Genomic DNA, 14,524 nt, shown 5'->3' with positions numbered 1-14,524 from the left:
CAATGTAGAGCGCGTTGCTAAGCGACTCGCTGGTGGTAGTCAGCCCGAGCGCTTGAAACCCCAGCCACAACCCGTTGGTAAGGAGGACCGCTCTGAGCCCGAGCTGCGTATCTCGTCGCCGCAGCCGTGAGCCGTACGCAGCACCCACGAAGCAACTGACCGCAATCCCGGTGAAAATGAGAAAAAGCCCCCAGCGAACCGTACTTGGGTCCCCTGAGATGGTTAAGGGTGTGTAAGAAATCGGCATACTATTTAAAATAGATGAGTTGTTTTATCATTTGCGGAATGCGAGACCGTGAGCGCAAGATTCGCAGAGACGTTCTATCGGTTGGTTCAGGATTCATTTTGAGAAAATAACGCAGTCCTCGTGCTGACTATACCCTCTGTATCGGTCACGCCGATACTGACAGAGACAAAATAGTTAGCGAAGACACTGCTGAATACAGTGCGCGAATGTGGCACGAACTGATGCCAATCTGCGGGAGAAAGTGATCGGTCAGTACAGAGGGAGCACATACCGTGATGAATGGCGACTTATATGAAATCCATCAGAAGACCGGTGAAACATACAGAAATTAAAACAAATCCGTACCGTTGTTCCTTTGCAGCCACGTTAACAACTGTTCCGCGAGCTGACCCACGGGGTACATTTCAACGGGGACCGGTTCTTCTCACTCTGACGAAGCCACACTGAAGATACCGATGAACCGCGGTTCACCGGCTTGCTCGAACTCGCTAAACGATATCGAGACCGGCACTTCTCGCCCGTCCCGGTGCAACGCGACCAAGTCGACCGACTGCCAATCTATACCTTGCTCGCCGGTCTCAAGATACCTATTGACCGCCTCCATGTGGGGTTTCTCTAGACGGTTCGGCATCAGCATCGCCAGTGACTCTCCGACGAGTTCGTCCGGGGCGTAGCCAACAGCCGATTCGACCGCTGGATTGGCAAACTGGATGGTTGAACTCGTATCAATGATGACGACCGCATCCGTAGTATTCTCGACAATCGCACGCATCTGTATCCGGGTCTGCTCAGCCTCCCGTCGGGTTTGCGCCTGTTCAACGGCATTTGACACGCGATTGGCAAGCAACTCGAAATTATCGTTCCCGCCACCTTTCTGAAGATAGTCCGTAACATCTGCCCTAATCGCCTTACTCGCAACCAGTTCGCTTCCCTTCCCCGTGTAGAGAATAAAGGGAAGATCAGGGTACTGTGCACGAACCGTTTCTAGGAACTCAATACCGGTCGATCTCGACATATCGTGGTCGGAGACGACGCAGTCGACATCGTTGGCGCGCAGGTACTCGAAGCCAGCCGTTGGGTCGGTCTCGGAATGTACCCTGAACCGGTCGTCGACATTGTTGAGGAACGTCTCAGCAAGTCGAGTAAATGCTGCGTTGTCGTCAACGTGAAGTATGTGAATGTTGTCGTTATTCATAGTTTACATTAACCCCCGTAGCCTCGAATCGAGCCCCACCACTCTCGCTTTCGGCCACCTCGATCTCCCATCCATGTGTCTCGGCCACCTCCCGAACAATACTCAGTCCGAGGCCCGTCCCGTCCGCTGCGGTAGAATAGCCGGCGTCGAAAATGCTGCCCCGTTCGTCCTCCGGGATGCCCGGCCCGTCGTCTTCGACGTAGAAGCCATCCGGGAGGTCGCCTACGGTGATCGTGATCTCCTCACCGCCGTGTTCGACCGCGTTCCGGACGAGGTTCTCAAGTAGTTGTCGGAGCCGCAAGGTGTCGGCCTGAATCGTGGTCTCCGTTTCGACGACGAGCTCCGCCGAGGTTGTCTCGACGGTCTGCCAACAGGTCACGACGAGGTCAGCAAGCGTGACAGGCTCCATCTCGCCCGCGGATTCTTCGGCCCGGGTAAGAGAGAGCAAGTCATCGATGAGGGTTCCCATCCGCTTGTGAGCTCGTACGACGGGGCCGAAATGCTCACTCTCACAGTCCTCCATGGCAAGGGCCAACCGTCCTTCAGCCACGTTCAGCGGGTTCCGGAGATCGTGGCTCACGACGCCGGCGAACTCGTCGAGCCGCTCACGCTCGCGCTGGAGCTGGCGTTCCCGCTCCTTACGCACAGTGATGTCCCGACTCAGTGTGACAAATCGTTTCTCTCCATCTAAGTCGATCTTTCGGATCGAAACCTCGACAGGAAACGTTGAGCCGTCGGCCCGACGGTGGTGCCCTTCGATTGTCTCCCGCTCACCGAAGTTGATGTCCGCCCAAAGTGACGCCAGTTCCTCTTGGTCGTAATCGTCGTCAATATCGGAAATCTTCATCGAGTGCAACTGCTCACGGGTGTATCCGAAATTTTCGATTGTCTGCTGATTAACGTCGTAGATTGTTCCCTGTGCATCGTGGAGAATGGTGGCGTCAGGGGATGTGTCGTTGATAATTGTGAGCCTGATCCGGTCGAGTGTCCGGCCGGTGTCGGCAGCCAGGTCCGCCAGGAGTTCCTGTTCCTCGTCGTCGAAGGCGTGGGGATGGTCCGCGTACACGTTTAGGACGCCAAGAACCGAGTTATCCCGAGACACCGGGATCGCAGCACTGGACTGATAGCCACGGTCGAGTGCCGCTTCTCGCCACGGCACATACTCCGGGGTTTCTGCAATCTCCTGTTCGACCACCGTCTCTCGGGTTCGGACGGCTTGTCCCGTGGGGCCCTGCGCGGTTGCCTGCTCGTCGGTCGTGATCTCGATGGTGTTAAGATAGCCCTCTTCAATTCCGGCGGCCGCTTGCGGTTCGACGGTTTGGGCATCGGGATCGTGCTCGCCAAACCAGGCGAACAAATAGGGGTCGGTGTCGCTGATAACCTCACAGATCTGCTGCTTGACCTGAGAATGGGTCTCGGCGCGCAGTAACACCTTATGGGCGTCCGCGACGACCCGGCGAAGGCGTTCGAGGCGGGCCGCGTGTTGCGTTGTCGCGTCAGTGCTTGATTTTTCAGTGTCCCACATTATCTGTTGATTCTGTCGCAGTACAATTTTTCATCATAGATCTATCGGTGGATGGCTAGAGATGCCGATTAGGATAGGAACCGGTGTGGTGTCCGACTTCTCCCGTCGTGGAGAACGTGAAATGGACTCGGTCGCGGTATTCACATCAATTTTATCAACGGACTCGCATTAAAAGTGTCGGAGGCACAGAGACGGACGGGCCGGTTGAGCCACGTTCCCGTCGAATTCGTGCGTTGCTCTCGCGGCGATGGTCGGTGATGGAGATCACAGTGTACAGTGGACGGCACAATAGAGGGGTCGATTTAGCAGCTGTTTCTTCTCAAATTTTCGAGACATCCCCAATATCTACATCACCTATATCGACCGGTTCAATCTGACAAAATCCGCAAGGAGCTACATGCAAGGCTCGCGCACTGCATCTTGCATACCAGTAAGAATACCACTCTTATCTGGTAGTTTCTTCATCGATCAGTCCGCAAGCATATTCTATCGACTAATTCGGTATTTTGTTAATGAAAATAACGTGGTTCCCGTGCTGACTACATCCTCTGTATCTCGCACGCTGGTACTGACAAGCCGTGGAGAGGTCTGCGTTCGACATCGGTACGTGGGTCCCCTGTATTCCACATGTAGTTCGTATCAGTTGTGAGGGATTTCACCAGAGCCGACGCTGCTTATCTGAACTTGGGAGTCTTCTTACAGAGTCCAAAGTTAAGACCCCTCAACCCGTGACCTGTATATAAACAACCCAAGTCGATATGAGCAAAAATACAGATTCCAAAGTTCGTGCGAAGGTATGGCTCCGACCCAACCAAGTCGACGCGCTTCGATCCGCCTGCTATGATGTCGGTGCCGACTACCTCCAACAGCGGAACGAGGCCATGATCGCGCTGATGTACGACACAGGCGTGCGTGTCGGCGAGCTGGTCGCAATCGACGTCGACCACCTTCGCGACGGAAACACCGCGCTGTACTTGCCGACGAGCATCCAGAAAGACTACCCCACTGACTCGTCGCCGCCGCCCGCAACACTCGAGCTCGCGAGTGACGTGAGTCGGCTGCTGTCGTCGTATCTCACGAACCGCTGGAAAAACAGCGACGCACTGTTCCCCAGTCGATCGTCAGATCGAATCACGACCGAAGGTGTTCGAAACGTCGTGAATAAACTCGCTATTGAAGCCGGTGTCCGTCCATACCTGCTGGATGGATCACGGGGTAAGCCACAGCAGGTAACACCGCACGCACTTCGCCACAGTGTCGCCTATCGGATGATGAACGCCGAAGACGGAAACGAACTCTACGACGTCCGCAACCGACTCCGACACCGCTCGATCACAACCACTGAACAAGTCTACGACCACATCCGTCGCCGGTGAGCAACAGACCCGCCACGGCAAATCACAGAACAGGCCTGTGACAGTTGGGGCGATGGGTGCGCTGTTCTTGACCTACCGAAGATCACGCTCACCAGCAGACAGAGGGCGGGCGTCGCGAGCCTTTACCGCTTCGTGGCGGGTGTCTTCCCCTTTCGGGATGCGGAGCAGGCAGTGGCCGGACCCCGTCTTGACATGCTGTGGGTGGACCTGAGGAATCTCGAAGGCTCAGAGACCAACGAATGCACCGGGTTGACTGATAATGAGGGTGTCATAGAAGAGTTGCCACGATATTTATTTCGTGAATTTACAGCCGAATCAGCCGATAGAACGCGCCTGCGTACGCTTCACTCCTCAACTAGTGTTAGGCCCAGTGAAGGAGATAAAGGAGATAGATGCTTGCGCCCGTAACGAGTATACCAACCGCACCAAAGGCCAAAGTAGCCAAGCCACTTGTGTAGAATGCTATTTGAACCGCTTGAAGACCAACGAGCACCGTGAATGCTGCCAGTATCGTCCAAAAGACAGTTGAGATAACTGACCGTCCTGCTCTTGACATCTCCTCTCTCACAGCACGGCGGATTTTGGCTTCAGATGGGTTCTCGGAGTCGCTCATATCAAGTATTATGCTCGCCACCCATTATATAATTGGCTTGTACAGCGCGATAAGTATACTTCCTGTGTTGACCGATCCGGTCTGATCGTATCTGGTGATAAATCTGTGTGAGATTCACGCGCTGTATTCAGCAAGTCGTTGAGGACATATCACCAGTTGAGGATTTTAACAGAGCCAATTCGACACGTACGCACGACTCGGGGTTGATGAGGTAGGGTGTGTGTCAGTGGAGGTCAATATCGGTGGCCTCCTCCAGCCGCTCAACACGCTCGCGCAACTCTTCGAGGTCAGGACCCTCGGTTCGGGCGTCCTCCAGCGGGCGGATATCGGTGAGCGCGTCGTCGACGCGCTCGTCCTCGGCCTCGCCGGCGAGGTAGAGGTCGCGCCGATCTTGGTGGAGGCTCCGGAGCGTCGACTCGGCGATGCCGGTGTCGTCGGCGACGGTCGCGAACGAATCACCGCGGTCCACGCGGGCGACTGCCTCGCGGACGTGTAGGAATTCGGCTGGATCAACGCGGAGGTACCCATCCTCAACGGCGAACCCTGCCGGCGGTCTCCCAGTCCACTTTCCAGCAGACTGTGCGGCGCGGACGCCCGACCGTATCCGCTGGAGTTTTTGCTGGTGTTCTATCTGGGCGAGGTCGCCCATCAACCGAGCGACCATGCTGTATATCGTCTGCTGGAGTTCGCCGTCGTCGACGTGGATCTTCAGGCCAACATCGAGGGCCTCGACGCCAGTGTCATGTTCCAAGCAGTGTTAGATGAACTCGTGAATCTCAGTCGGACCGAGCCGAGAAAGTCGGCTGATTTCGTGAACGACCACGAGGTCGAACTGTCCCGTCTCGACATCGTCGAGGAGTCGGTTGTACACCTCGCGAGTGTCGGTATCGGCAGCGCCGGAGACGATTTCGGGATACTCCTCGATGTCTTTGACACCGAGACGCTCCAGATGTTCGTGGGCTTCGTCGAGCTGCCGAGACACGTCCTGATCTGACGTCGAAACTCGGGCGTAGATTGCTGCGTCTGAGGGTCCGTTTTCGCTCACGTTTTCGAGGACGTGCTATTGAATTAAACAAGCGGGGGTTACTGCGGTTTTATGTATAGCACTACCTTTTGAGGGGATTGCTTATCCGAATAAAAGGCTCAGAAGTAGAGTATGGTAGACTGATATTCGATATCCAGTAAATTGGGACATTAGCGAAGGATTCCCATACTTTCATACGAGTAACGAGTGTCTCAATATCTATGTCAGTCCAGCAGATTACTGCGAAGGACATCGCAGGCTGGGATTCCCTCCAAGATATCGCCGACTCCTTCGAGAAACGCGGCCTGAAACCGCGTCCAAATCTCGGAGAGAGCAACGAATTGGTCCTTCAGCTTGACGACGACGAGTTCGTCGTACTAGTCAGCGCGGGCCCGGGCGAAACGGCGACCGATTTCAAGCCGGACAACCGGTCTCGACATACGAACCTCGTCGCCACGAACGACTTTGAGGAGTTCACGTTCCTCACGCGGATGCGAAGCTGGGAGGGCCAACAGCACGGACGCATCAAGCACCAGAAGATCTCGTTTACCAAAGACCAGTTCACGAGTGAGAGCGGCGAGAAGAACACCGTCCTGAAGAAGTTGAACTCCATCGAGTACGGTTCCTCCGCCGCGATCTACGACACGCTGTACGACACCCAACAGGTCGTCAAAGAATTCTACGAGGGCTTCGAAGAGCTCCGGACGAATCTCGTTCAGGAGGTGTCCGGGATCCCGGACGACCGCGGCGACGCGAAGCAGCGATACGTTCAGGTTATCCTCGACCGGATGATCTTCCTTTATTTCATTCAGGAGAAGCGCCTGCTGGACCGGAATCCGAACTACCTCCACGAGCAGCCCGGCGACGTCGTCGACGACGGCGAGGATCGGTACGAGAACTTCTACCGGCCGCTATTCTTCGATTACCTCGCGGAGGACAAGCAGAACCCCAACTTCGGGAGGCTCCCGTACCTGAACGGCGGGCTGTTTGCGAAGAACCCCGTCGAGGAGGAGTTCCCGGACGCGAAGCTCGGCGCGTCCGCCGAGGAGACGAACGAGCTCTTCGACGACGTCTTGGATTTCCTGTCGGACTGGAACTGGAACGTTGACGAGCGGCTCGACATCGTCGACCCGAAGAACCTCTCGCCCGCGATACTGGGTCACATCTTCGAGCAGACGGTGAATCAGAAGGAGATGGGCGCGTACTACACGCCCGAGGAGATCACCGGCTTCATGTCTCGCCGGACGATTCATCCGTACCTTCTCGACCAGCTCAACAACGCCGTCGACTCCGAGTACGACGAGATCGACGACATGTTCGGGTTCGCCGAGGTCGAAGCTGGCGATGGCGAAGCGGCGGTTGCTGACGGCGGGACGATGACCCAGCAGGCCGCCACCGAGAACGTGGAGACGAAGCACGTGGAGACGCTGTACCACGACATCCTGAAGCAGGCGCACGTCCTCGACCCCGCGGTCGGGAGTGGGGCGTTCCTGCTCGCCGCGCAGGACGTGCTCGTGGACATCTACATCCAGTGTATCGAGTATTTCCAGCAGCTCGAAGCGGAGGGGAAAGGCTGGGAGCTGGAGTCCCGGACCCGCGACGAGTTAGAGACAATCAACGAGGGACAGGGGGGCGCATCGCTGTTCGCGAAGCGGACGGTCATTCTGAATAATCTGTACGGGGTCGACATCGACGAGGGCGCGGTCGAGATCTGTAAGCTCCGCCTCTGGCTCTCGATGGTCGCGGACATCGAAGACGAACCAAATGAAGTCAACCCACTTCCGAACATTGATTTCAATATTCGTCATGGCAACACTCTCGTGGGATATGTTAGTGATCTTGAAGAAGCTATTGACGCAGTAGATGAAGATGATTTAGTTCAACCCACTATTGGTTCGTTTGGTGAGAATAGTGTCCGAAATGCTGTGAAGAATATTAGTGAAGCGATCAAAAATCACAAAACAGCAACAAGTAGTGAAAAAGCCACAAAGTGGCGGCACGAAGCTAACAAGCGGTTAGAAAAATACAGAGATGTACTTGATCAAAAAATTGAAAACGACTTTCAGAGCGCCGTCAAAGAAGACATCTCTTTAGAGAAAATCAAAGAGTACTCACCATTCCACTGGGTTATTGAATTCCCTCGTGTCTTTCAGGACGGTGGATTCGATATTGCAATTGGAAATCCGCCTTGGGACAAGGTCAAAGCGGAACGAACTGATTTCTTCCCACAATATGATGAAGTCTTCAGAGCCCGCTCAGATAAAGAGAAAGACACAGTTCAATCTGATCTCTTAGCTGATGCTGAAATAGAAGAAGAGTGGGAACAATATCAATCAGACATTGATCTGGAGAGCGACTATTACAAAGAGTCACCAACATATAGTCTCCAAAATGCGGTGGTTGATGGACGAACGCTTTCCGGAGATCAAGAAAAGTCAACGTTGTTTCTTGAGCGTCTGTTCTCGCTCATCCAAGATGACGGTTATGTAGCACAACTGTTCCCGGGAATCCTTTTCAGTGGTGGTTCAAATAAATCACTCAGATATCATCTTCTTAATAATACTGACGTCCAGCATATTGTCGGATTTGAAAATAACAAGATCTTCAATTCTATTGATAACCGAAAGAAATTCGCTATAGTTAATTTCAAAGCCTCAGGTACCAGCGACGGTTTTAACGGTGTATTTATGAAGAGAGATGTGGACTTTCTTCGAAAAGTTGAGGAACATCTTGTGTGGATTCCAAAAGAACTCTTGATTAATTACGCCCCCGAGTCAGGGCTCTTCCCATTTATCACCTCTACAACCCACCGTGATGTACTTAATAAGCTATTGAGGAATCCACAGCTGCGTGAAAAAACAGATAATGGTTGGTATTTAGATCTTTACCGAGAATTAGACCGCACGAGTGACAAGGATCGGTTTGTAACCGATCCATTAAAAGGGGACTATCCTGTTTTCGCTGGAAGTACAATCTATCAGTTCATCCATGACAACAAAGAACCGGAGTTTTGGAGTGTGGATGAAGAGAAAAGTCAATCTGACAGCGCAAAGTGGCGAATTCGAGAGAAGAATAAAAAGAATCTAAAAACCGCGATTTACAATGAGTTTGACGGAAGTGGGTCTCAAAAGGGATTTGTGAACGATCTTCTTGAGAAACATAGAGGAAAAACCCTCCAAGAAGAGGACGTTTTACTTGATTCTACGGAGTACCGGATGGTATATCGTCACGCAACTAGCCCAACTAATGAAAGAACTCTACTCGTCGCAGTTATCCCAAAAGGTGTCGTCTGTCATAATGCTCTAACGACAATGCGACCGTATGAGATGAATCCTTCTAAGGAGGATCTAGCGAAAGACACGCTCCACGATGTGTATGATCCGATTTTTACAGATAGTGAACTCTTTGCGGCTGCAGGCCTTCTAAATAGTATTCCAGTAGATTATCTTATGAAGTCTAAGGTTGAAGAAAACATTAATATGTTCCACCTTCTGGGGACTCAGGTTCCGCGACTTACTGAAGGTGACAAATGGTTTGGCTACATATCTAAACGTGCTGCGAGACTAAACTGTTATGGAGATCAGTTCAGTGAAATGAGAGAGCGTCTAGGCGGAATCAATCCAGTTGAATCTGATGAAGAACGCCGGACGGTACAAGCAGAACTTGATGCAGCTGCACTCCACGTATGCGGTTTAACTGAGTCCGAAGCTAAATTTGTTCTTGAGGATTTTAACAGAGTAAATGAACCTCGTATGATGGACGAAGATTACTTTAAGTCGGTGTTTAATAAGTACCAGTCTCTTCAAGCGAAGTAGTGAATACTTGAATGGCTAATCCTCAATTGGTAAACGCGGTTGGTGGCGGAGATCTAGAGCACGAACTAGATCTCCAATTCCTGTACGAAGCGCTTGATGGTGAAGAGGTTCGGTACGACCCAGAGTACTGGCCGGGCCTCTATGTGCGATTCGCAGAAGATTCCCCTGCGATTATGATTTTTAGAACCGGCAAGTACAATATTGCTGGAGCAGACTCAATCCAACAACTACATCGAGTAAGTGACCGGTTTCGTGATGAACTTCGAGAGTTGGGAATAAATAATGAGGATGTATCATTTGAGGTTCGAAACCTAGTCTTCCTTGATCAATACGATAAAGAACTAGAACTTGAACAGATAGTTGTTGTGTTAGGGTTAGAAAAAACAGAGTACGAACCGGAACAATTTCCGGGCGCTTTGTACCGGCCTTCGGGATCTACTGGGACATTCTTGATATTTAGAAACGGGAAAATTACTCTTACAGGAGTGAGTTCGTCGGATGATGCGGTTGATGCATTCGACAAATTGTTTGGACTTTTAGATGATTTATTTGTCTGATTCTCAGGAATCTAACTGATTATCCCCCAGCACATTAACTGAGCCCGAACCTCACTTTCTCCCACTAACTTTGCTTGGTACTCAGTAGATCCCTCTACATTTTCTTCTAAGAAGGCTTCTAACTCTTCTAGGAATTCTACTAGCGGCCAGTCTGTAAATGAATCGTACTGCTCGTGATCTCGGAAGATCTCTCGAAGGATACTATCTTCATCGGTATTGGCTAACTTCACATCTTGTAGGCGTTTTCGGAGGTCATCCGCCCATTCACCAAGTGTCTCGTACTCGTCAACCGGAACAGATCTTCCCCCGTGTTTCGGTAGTACATGCTGGGAAATAAAGCCAAGAATCGTCTCCTGCTCCTTCGAGAACGAGTCCCCCTGCTTGAACGCGCCCTCCACCTGCCCTTCCCGAATCGCCTCCAGCCGCTCGTCGAGGACCTCCTGAATTTCCTCTCGGTTGGACAGGGCGTTGTCAGCGTCGCCCGTGATCGGTTCACCCCCCACCTCGGGATCGATTTTGAGCGTGCCGACGGGGCGCTCCTTCACCTCGTCCGCGAACGGCTTGTAGTAGAAGGCCCGCCGAACGCGACCCAAGGGAGGGTCGCGGTCCTCGTCGTCGAACCAGAGGTGTGCGAGTCCGAACACGCCCGGACGCGGCCCGGACTCGTGGTCGGTGACGTTCGTGTACAGGCGGTCGCGCTCCCCCGGCGACTCCTCGAAGTAGTCCGCGGCGTACTCGAAATCGTCCTCGGAGAGGCCGAACTCCTCGTTCAGCTCTTTCTTGAGCAGGAACCGCTCGTACGCGGCGTGTTCGTTGCTCCCCGCGTTACGGAGAAGTGGGTTCTTGCTCGTGTCATCGAGCTCGTTTACGTCCTCGACCTCCCGCGACTTCTGGAGCGAGTCCTCGATCTCGTCGACCTGTAGCTCGCCGATCGTCTTCTCCGTCTCCACGCCGGTCTGTTCGAGGATCTGGTCCTCGTTCGGGTCGAGGATGTTGTTCTCCTTTCCGACGATGAGTGCGATGTCGTTGATCTTCGCTTGGAGCCGTTTCAGCAGCTTAATCGCCGCCTCGATGTCGCCGTCGGGGTAAAAGTTGTGGACGTACTTCTCGTCGGTACTCCCGATCCGGTCGATACGCCCCACGCGTTGAACGATCCGCATTGGGTTCCACGGCAGGTCGAAGGAGATTTGGACCGACACGTCCTGCAAATTAACCCCCTCTGAGAGGGTGTCGGTTGCGATGACGTACTGGAGTTCGTCTTCGCCGGACTCGGCGAGCGTCTGCTGGTACCCCGATGCCTCCGGAGCAAACCGCTGAATAACGTCTTGCTTGTTGTCGTCGCCGCCTTTGACGACCGCGCTGTTCGCCTCCGTGAGTGGCGAGTCGGGGTCGTTGAGTAGCGCCCTGTGGACGTAGTCTGCGGTGGCACGGTACTGTGTGAAGACGAGGACCTTCTCGTCGTTGTAGCCGTTGAGAACGTCCGTGAGCCGCTCGACTTTCGGATCTCGGAACTCCCGAAGCGAGAACACCGCCTCGTAGAACTCGCGAGTCTCTCCGCCGACGTCGCTCAGATCGCTCCGCGGGTAGAGGATCGGATTCAGCTCCTCCTCTGGAACGTCGGGAAGGACACCGGCATTGTGTTCGTGAAGCCACTGCCTCGTCGAAACGGCTTGGTCGCTCACGTCACCGGAGTCCTGTGCGATATCGCCGATGAACTGCGAGAGGAAGTACGCGATCAGCGTCAGGTCCTCTCGGATGTACGTTTTCACCTCACCGATTGTCGCGTCCGCCAATTCGTCCGGCGTGTCGGTCTCTGTGTCTTCGTCCGCACGAACCGCGGTCGTGTCGAAGCCGAACTCTTCGAGCGTCTGTTCGAGATCTTCGGCGGCGTCGCCTCCTTCCACGAAGTCATCAAGCGTTTCCTCCTGCTCTTCGTCCTGCGCTGCGCGCAACAGGTCGATCTTCTTGTCCTCGGGAAGTCCATCGAGGAGACCGAGAAGCCGCCGCTCACTCTGGTGTAGCGTCTGAATCGACTGAACGAACGCGTAGGTCGACGACTCCAGCCGCTTGAGCAGGTTCAGCTTGTACAACGCTTTCAGCGTCCCGCCCGCCTTCGGGTTCTTCACCGTGATGTGCGGGAGATGGAGCGCGTCCATCACGTCTGGCAACATCCGGTACACCGGCTGGTACGCCGCCGGGAGGGAGTACTGCTCCTTGTTGAGCGTCGGCGGCTTGAAGCTCATCTCAAAGTCCTCGTCCTCTTGGATCTGCTCTTTGACGTGTTTCCGCGTCCGCAGTACCATCACCTCGTTCAGAATCTTCGAGATCTCCTCCGAATGGCGCTGGAGCTGCTCGGTGATACTCTGTAGCTTTTCATCACTCGCTTCCTCTTTCCCGGCAGCAATCTTCTTGCGCGTCTCGGAGAGTTCGATGTACTCTTCGAAGGCGCTGAAATCCAGCGACGCCTTGTTTCGCAACTCCTCGGAACTGGTGAACAGACTGATGAGATTCTCTAAGTCGGTCGCAGAGTTGTTAATTGGCGTGGCCGTCAGCATTATCATCGTCTTTCCGCGGAGTTGACGGAGGTTAGCGTGGCGTCGAGTCCCTTTGTAATCGTCATCGTGGTCGGGATTCGGCCGCCACTTCCCGTGATTCCGGAACCGGTGAGCTTCGTCGATAAGTACGACGTCGAACGCGTCTTTGAGGTCTTGAATCTCCCCGTACGCAAGATTCTGGAACTTACTGATGCTCATTACATCGAGGTGCGTTCCATCGACTTCGAGACCGAAGTACGGATTGCCGTCTTCGTCTGTGTCGTCTTGGAGGAGATCTTCCCACTGCTCGGTGAGGTTTGCGGGTACGATCAGTAAACAGCGATCCCCACGTTGGCGGTAGTCATGGAGGAGCTCACCGCCGATGAACGACTTTCCGAGACCGACCGAGTCAGAGATAATACAACCGTTGAACTGGGAGAGCTTCTCCTTCGCGCTTTCGTACCCGAGTGTCTGGAAGTAGTACAGCGGACTGTCTCGGATGTTGACGTTCCCGCTTAGTTCGTCGTATGCGAGGAGCTTGTACAGCTCAAACGGTTCGATGTACGTCCCTAAGTCATCAGGGGTATCGTCGTCATCAGACTCGTCTTCTTGCTGGTCCCGCCAGTCTTGATACTTCGTGCTGTTCTCGATGATACGGATGATCTCCTCGCTAAAGTCCTCAGCATTCGCCCACTGGTTGTCGTACCAACTTTCGAACGCCTCCGCCTCGCGTCTGTCCTGACTTGTGAGATTCAGCTCAATGTTGTTCCGGTGTCCGCTAGCCGTGAAGTTCGACGATCCGACGACAGTCGCACATGGACGTGTGTCTGTATCGTCATCAGTCGCCCAGTCATCATCGTCGCGTGGCGCTCTGAACGAGGCTCCTTTAGCGTGGAAGTATCCGTTTTCTGGATTTCGCACGCGGACGCTAACCTGATCTTCTGCTATGAAATCTCGTAGCCGATCCAACCGCCCTAATTGGGCGTTATTCAGCTTCTCAATACTCTCTTCAACCTCATCTTTGAGATTACTGCGTAGATTTTGTCCGTCCCCGATTTCATCTGCTGTACTCCGATTCGTCTGCCGGCCCATCAAGATACGAATGGGAGCGTGACCGAGTTCATCAGGGTCAGCAAGTTGTTCGAGATCCTCGCGGTACAGATTGAAACCAGAAAGATAGAAATAGCCAGTAGCGATACGCGCTTCTTCGGTCTGTGGGATTATTTTTTTGTAGACATCTTCGACCGTCCTATCAGCATTGTCGACGATTGGAGGGAGGGAGATCATTTAGTAAAGAGGATCAGAGAGAGGCAACTTAGTGTTTAGTAGACTCGAATGGCTCTGTGAAATCCTCAGCAGTTGATGTTTCCACACTCTCAATCGTTCAGTACACACCCTTCAGCGAACAGTTGTTTCAGGCAAGAACCTATCTGAGGAAGAGGATTCCAACAGAGCCCAGTGGGCCTGATTTAGCTCAAGAGCTGGAAGTCACGAATTGTCTGGTCGTGATTATTGCGCTAATTCTTCCCACTCGTAGCACGACAGACCCGCAACGGGCGTTTTTCGGTTTCGTTCAGACGACGTCCGATCAATTCCTTATGTAACAATTGGAGCCGTGTCAGCGTTCGGTTGATACAT

Annotated in this window: 8 protein-coding genes and 1 pseudogene; 3 read left to right on the top strand and 6 right to left on the bottom strand. The window is 53.4% G+C overall.

The features are described 5' to 3' along the window. From N5096_RS16225 to N5096_RS16215, 3 genes are all read right to left on the bottom strand, one after another. The coding region (locus N5096_RS16225) for a hypothetical protein (RefSeq protein ID WP_267665821.1) at positions 1–247 on the bottom strand (247 nt) is incomplete at its 3' end. Positions 248–671: 424 nt separating this feature from the next. After that, positions 672–1,442 carry a PAS domain S-box protein gene (locus N5096_RS16220; protein ID WP_267665820.1) on the bottom strand — a complete coding sequence of 257 codons (771 nt, stop codon included), beginning with the start codon at positions 1,440–1,442 and terminating at the stop codon, positions 672–674. Then, complete coding sequence (locus N5096_RS16215; RefSeq protein WP_267665819.1) at positions 1,435–2,967, bottom strand: sensor histidine kinase; 1,533 nt, start codon at positions 2,965–2,967, stop codon at positions 1,435–1,437. Before N5096_RS16215 ends, N5096_RS16220 begins: the two co-directional genes overlap by 8 nt. A gap of 758 nt (positions 2,968–3,725) precedes the next feature. Here N5096_RS16215 and N5096_RS16210 point away from each other — a divergent pair. After that, positions 3,726–4,343 (top strand): tyrosine-type recombinase/integrase, encoded by a 618-nt coding sequence (locus N5096_RS16210; protein ID WP_267665818.1) that lies wholly within the window; start codon positions 3,726–3,728, stop codon positions 4,341–4,343. 361 nt (positions 4,344–4,704) lie between these two features. On the opposite strand, the gene N5096_RS16205 is transcribed toward N5096_RS16210, so the two are convergent. Further along, a complete protein-coding gene (locus N5096_RS16205; protein ID WP_267665817.1) occupies positions 4,705–4,956 on the bottom strand; it encodes a hypothetical protein in 252 nt (83 codons plus the stop codon). Positions 4,957–5,179: 223 nt separating this feature from the next. Beyond that, positions 5,180–6,001: pseudogene (locus tag N5096_RS16630) on the bottom strand (recombinase family protein). Positions 6,002–6,201: 200 nt separating this feature from the next. Here N5096_RS16630 and N5096_RS16190 point away from each other — a divergent pair. Next, positions 6,202–9,795, top strand: coding sequence for an Eco57I restriction-modification methylase domain-containing protein (locus N5096_RS16190; RefSeq protein WP_267665815.1), 3,594 nt, complete (start codon positions 6,202–6,204; stop codon positions 9,793–9,795). An 11-nt stretch (positions 9,796–9,806) separates the two neighbouring features. Next, on the top strand, positions 9,807–10,352 hold the full coding sequence (locus tag N5096_RS16185; RefSeq protein ID WP_267665814.1) for a TATA-box-binding protein: 546 nt from the start codon (positions 9,807–9,809) through the stop codon (positions 10,350–10,352). Positions 10,353–10,363: 11 nt separating this feature from the next. Here N5096_RS16185 and N5096_RS16180 read toward each other — a convergent pair whose 3' ends face one another. Then, on the bottom strand, positions 10,364–14,173 hold the full coding sequence (locus N5096_RS16180; RefSeq protein ID WP_267665813.1) for a helicase-related protein: 3,810 nt from the start codon (positions 14,171–14,173) through the stop codon (positions 10,364–10,366). Positions 14,174–14,524 lie beyond the last annotated feature (351 nt).

This window comes from Halorubrum yunnanense (assembly GCF_026586675.1).
GTDB lineage: Archaea > Halobacteriota > Halobacteria > Halobacteriales > Haloferacaceae > Halorubrum > Halorubrum yunnanense.
Note: the sequence above shows the minus strand (reverse complement) of the source record. Positions and strands in the feature narration are given on the sequence as shown.

Excerpts from the sequence above, each read along its gene's own strand:
- N5096_RS16220 (WP_267665820.1), bottom strand. The coding sequence starts at position 1,442 with ATGAATAACGACAACATTCACATACTTCACGTTGACGACAACGCAGCA.
- N5096_RS16215 (WP_267665819.1), bottom strand. The coding sequence starts at position 2,967 with ATGTGGGACACTGAAAAATCAAGCACTGACGCGACAACGCAACACGCG.
- N5096_RS16210 (WP_267665818.1), top strand. The coding sequence starts at position 3,726 with ATGAGCAAAAATACAGATTCCAAAGTTCGTGCGAAGGTATGGCTCCGA.
- N5096_RS16205 (WP_267665817.1), bottom strand. The coding sequence starts at position 4,956 with ATGAGCGACTCCGAGAACCCATCTGAAGCCAAAATCCGCCGTGCTGTG.
- N5096_RS16190 (WP_267665815.1), top strand. The coding sequence starts at position 6,202 with ATGTCAGTCCAGCAGATTACTGCGAAGGACATCGCAGGCTGGGATTCC.
- N5096_RS16185 (WP_267665814.1), top strand. The coding sequence starts at position 9,807 with ATGGCTAATCCTCAATTGGTAAACGCGGTTGGTGGCGGAGATCTAGAG.
- N5096_RS16180 (WP_267665813.1), bottom strand. The coding sequence starts at position 14,173 with ATGATCTCCCTCCCTCCAATCGTCGACAATGCTGATAGGACGGTCGAA.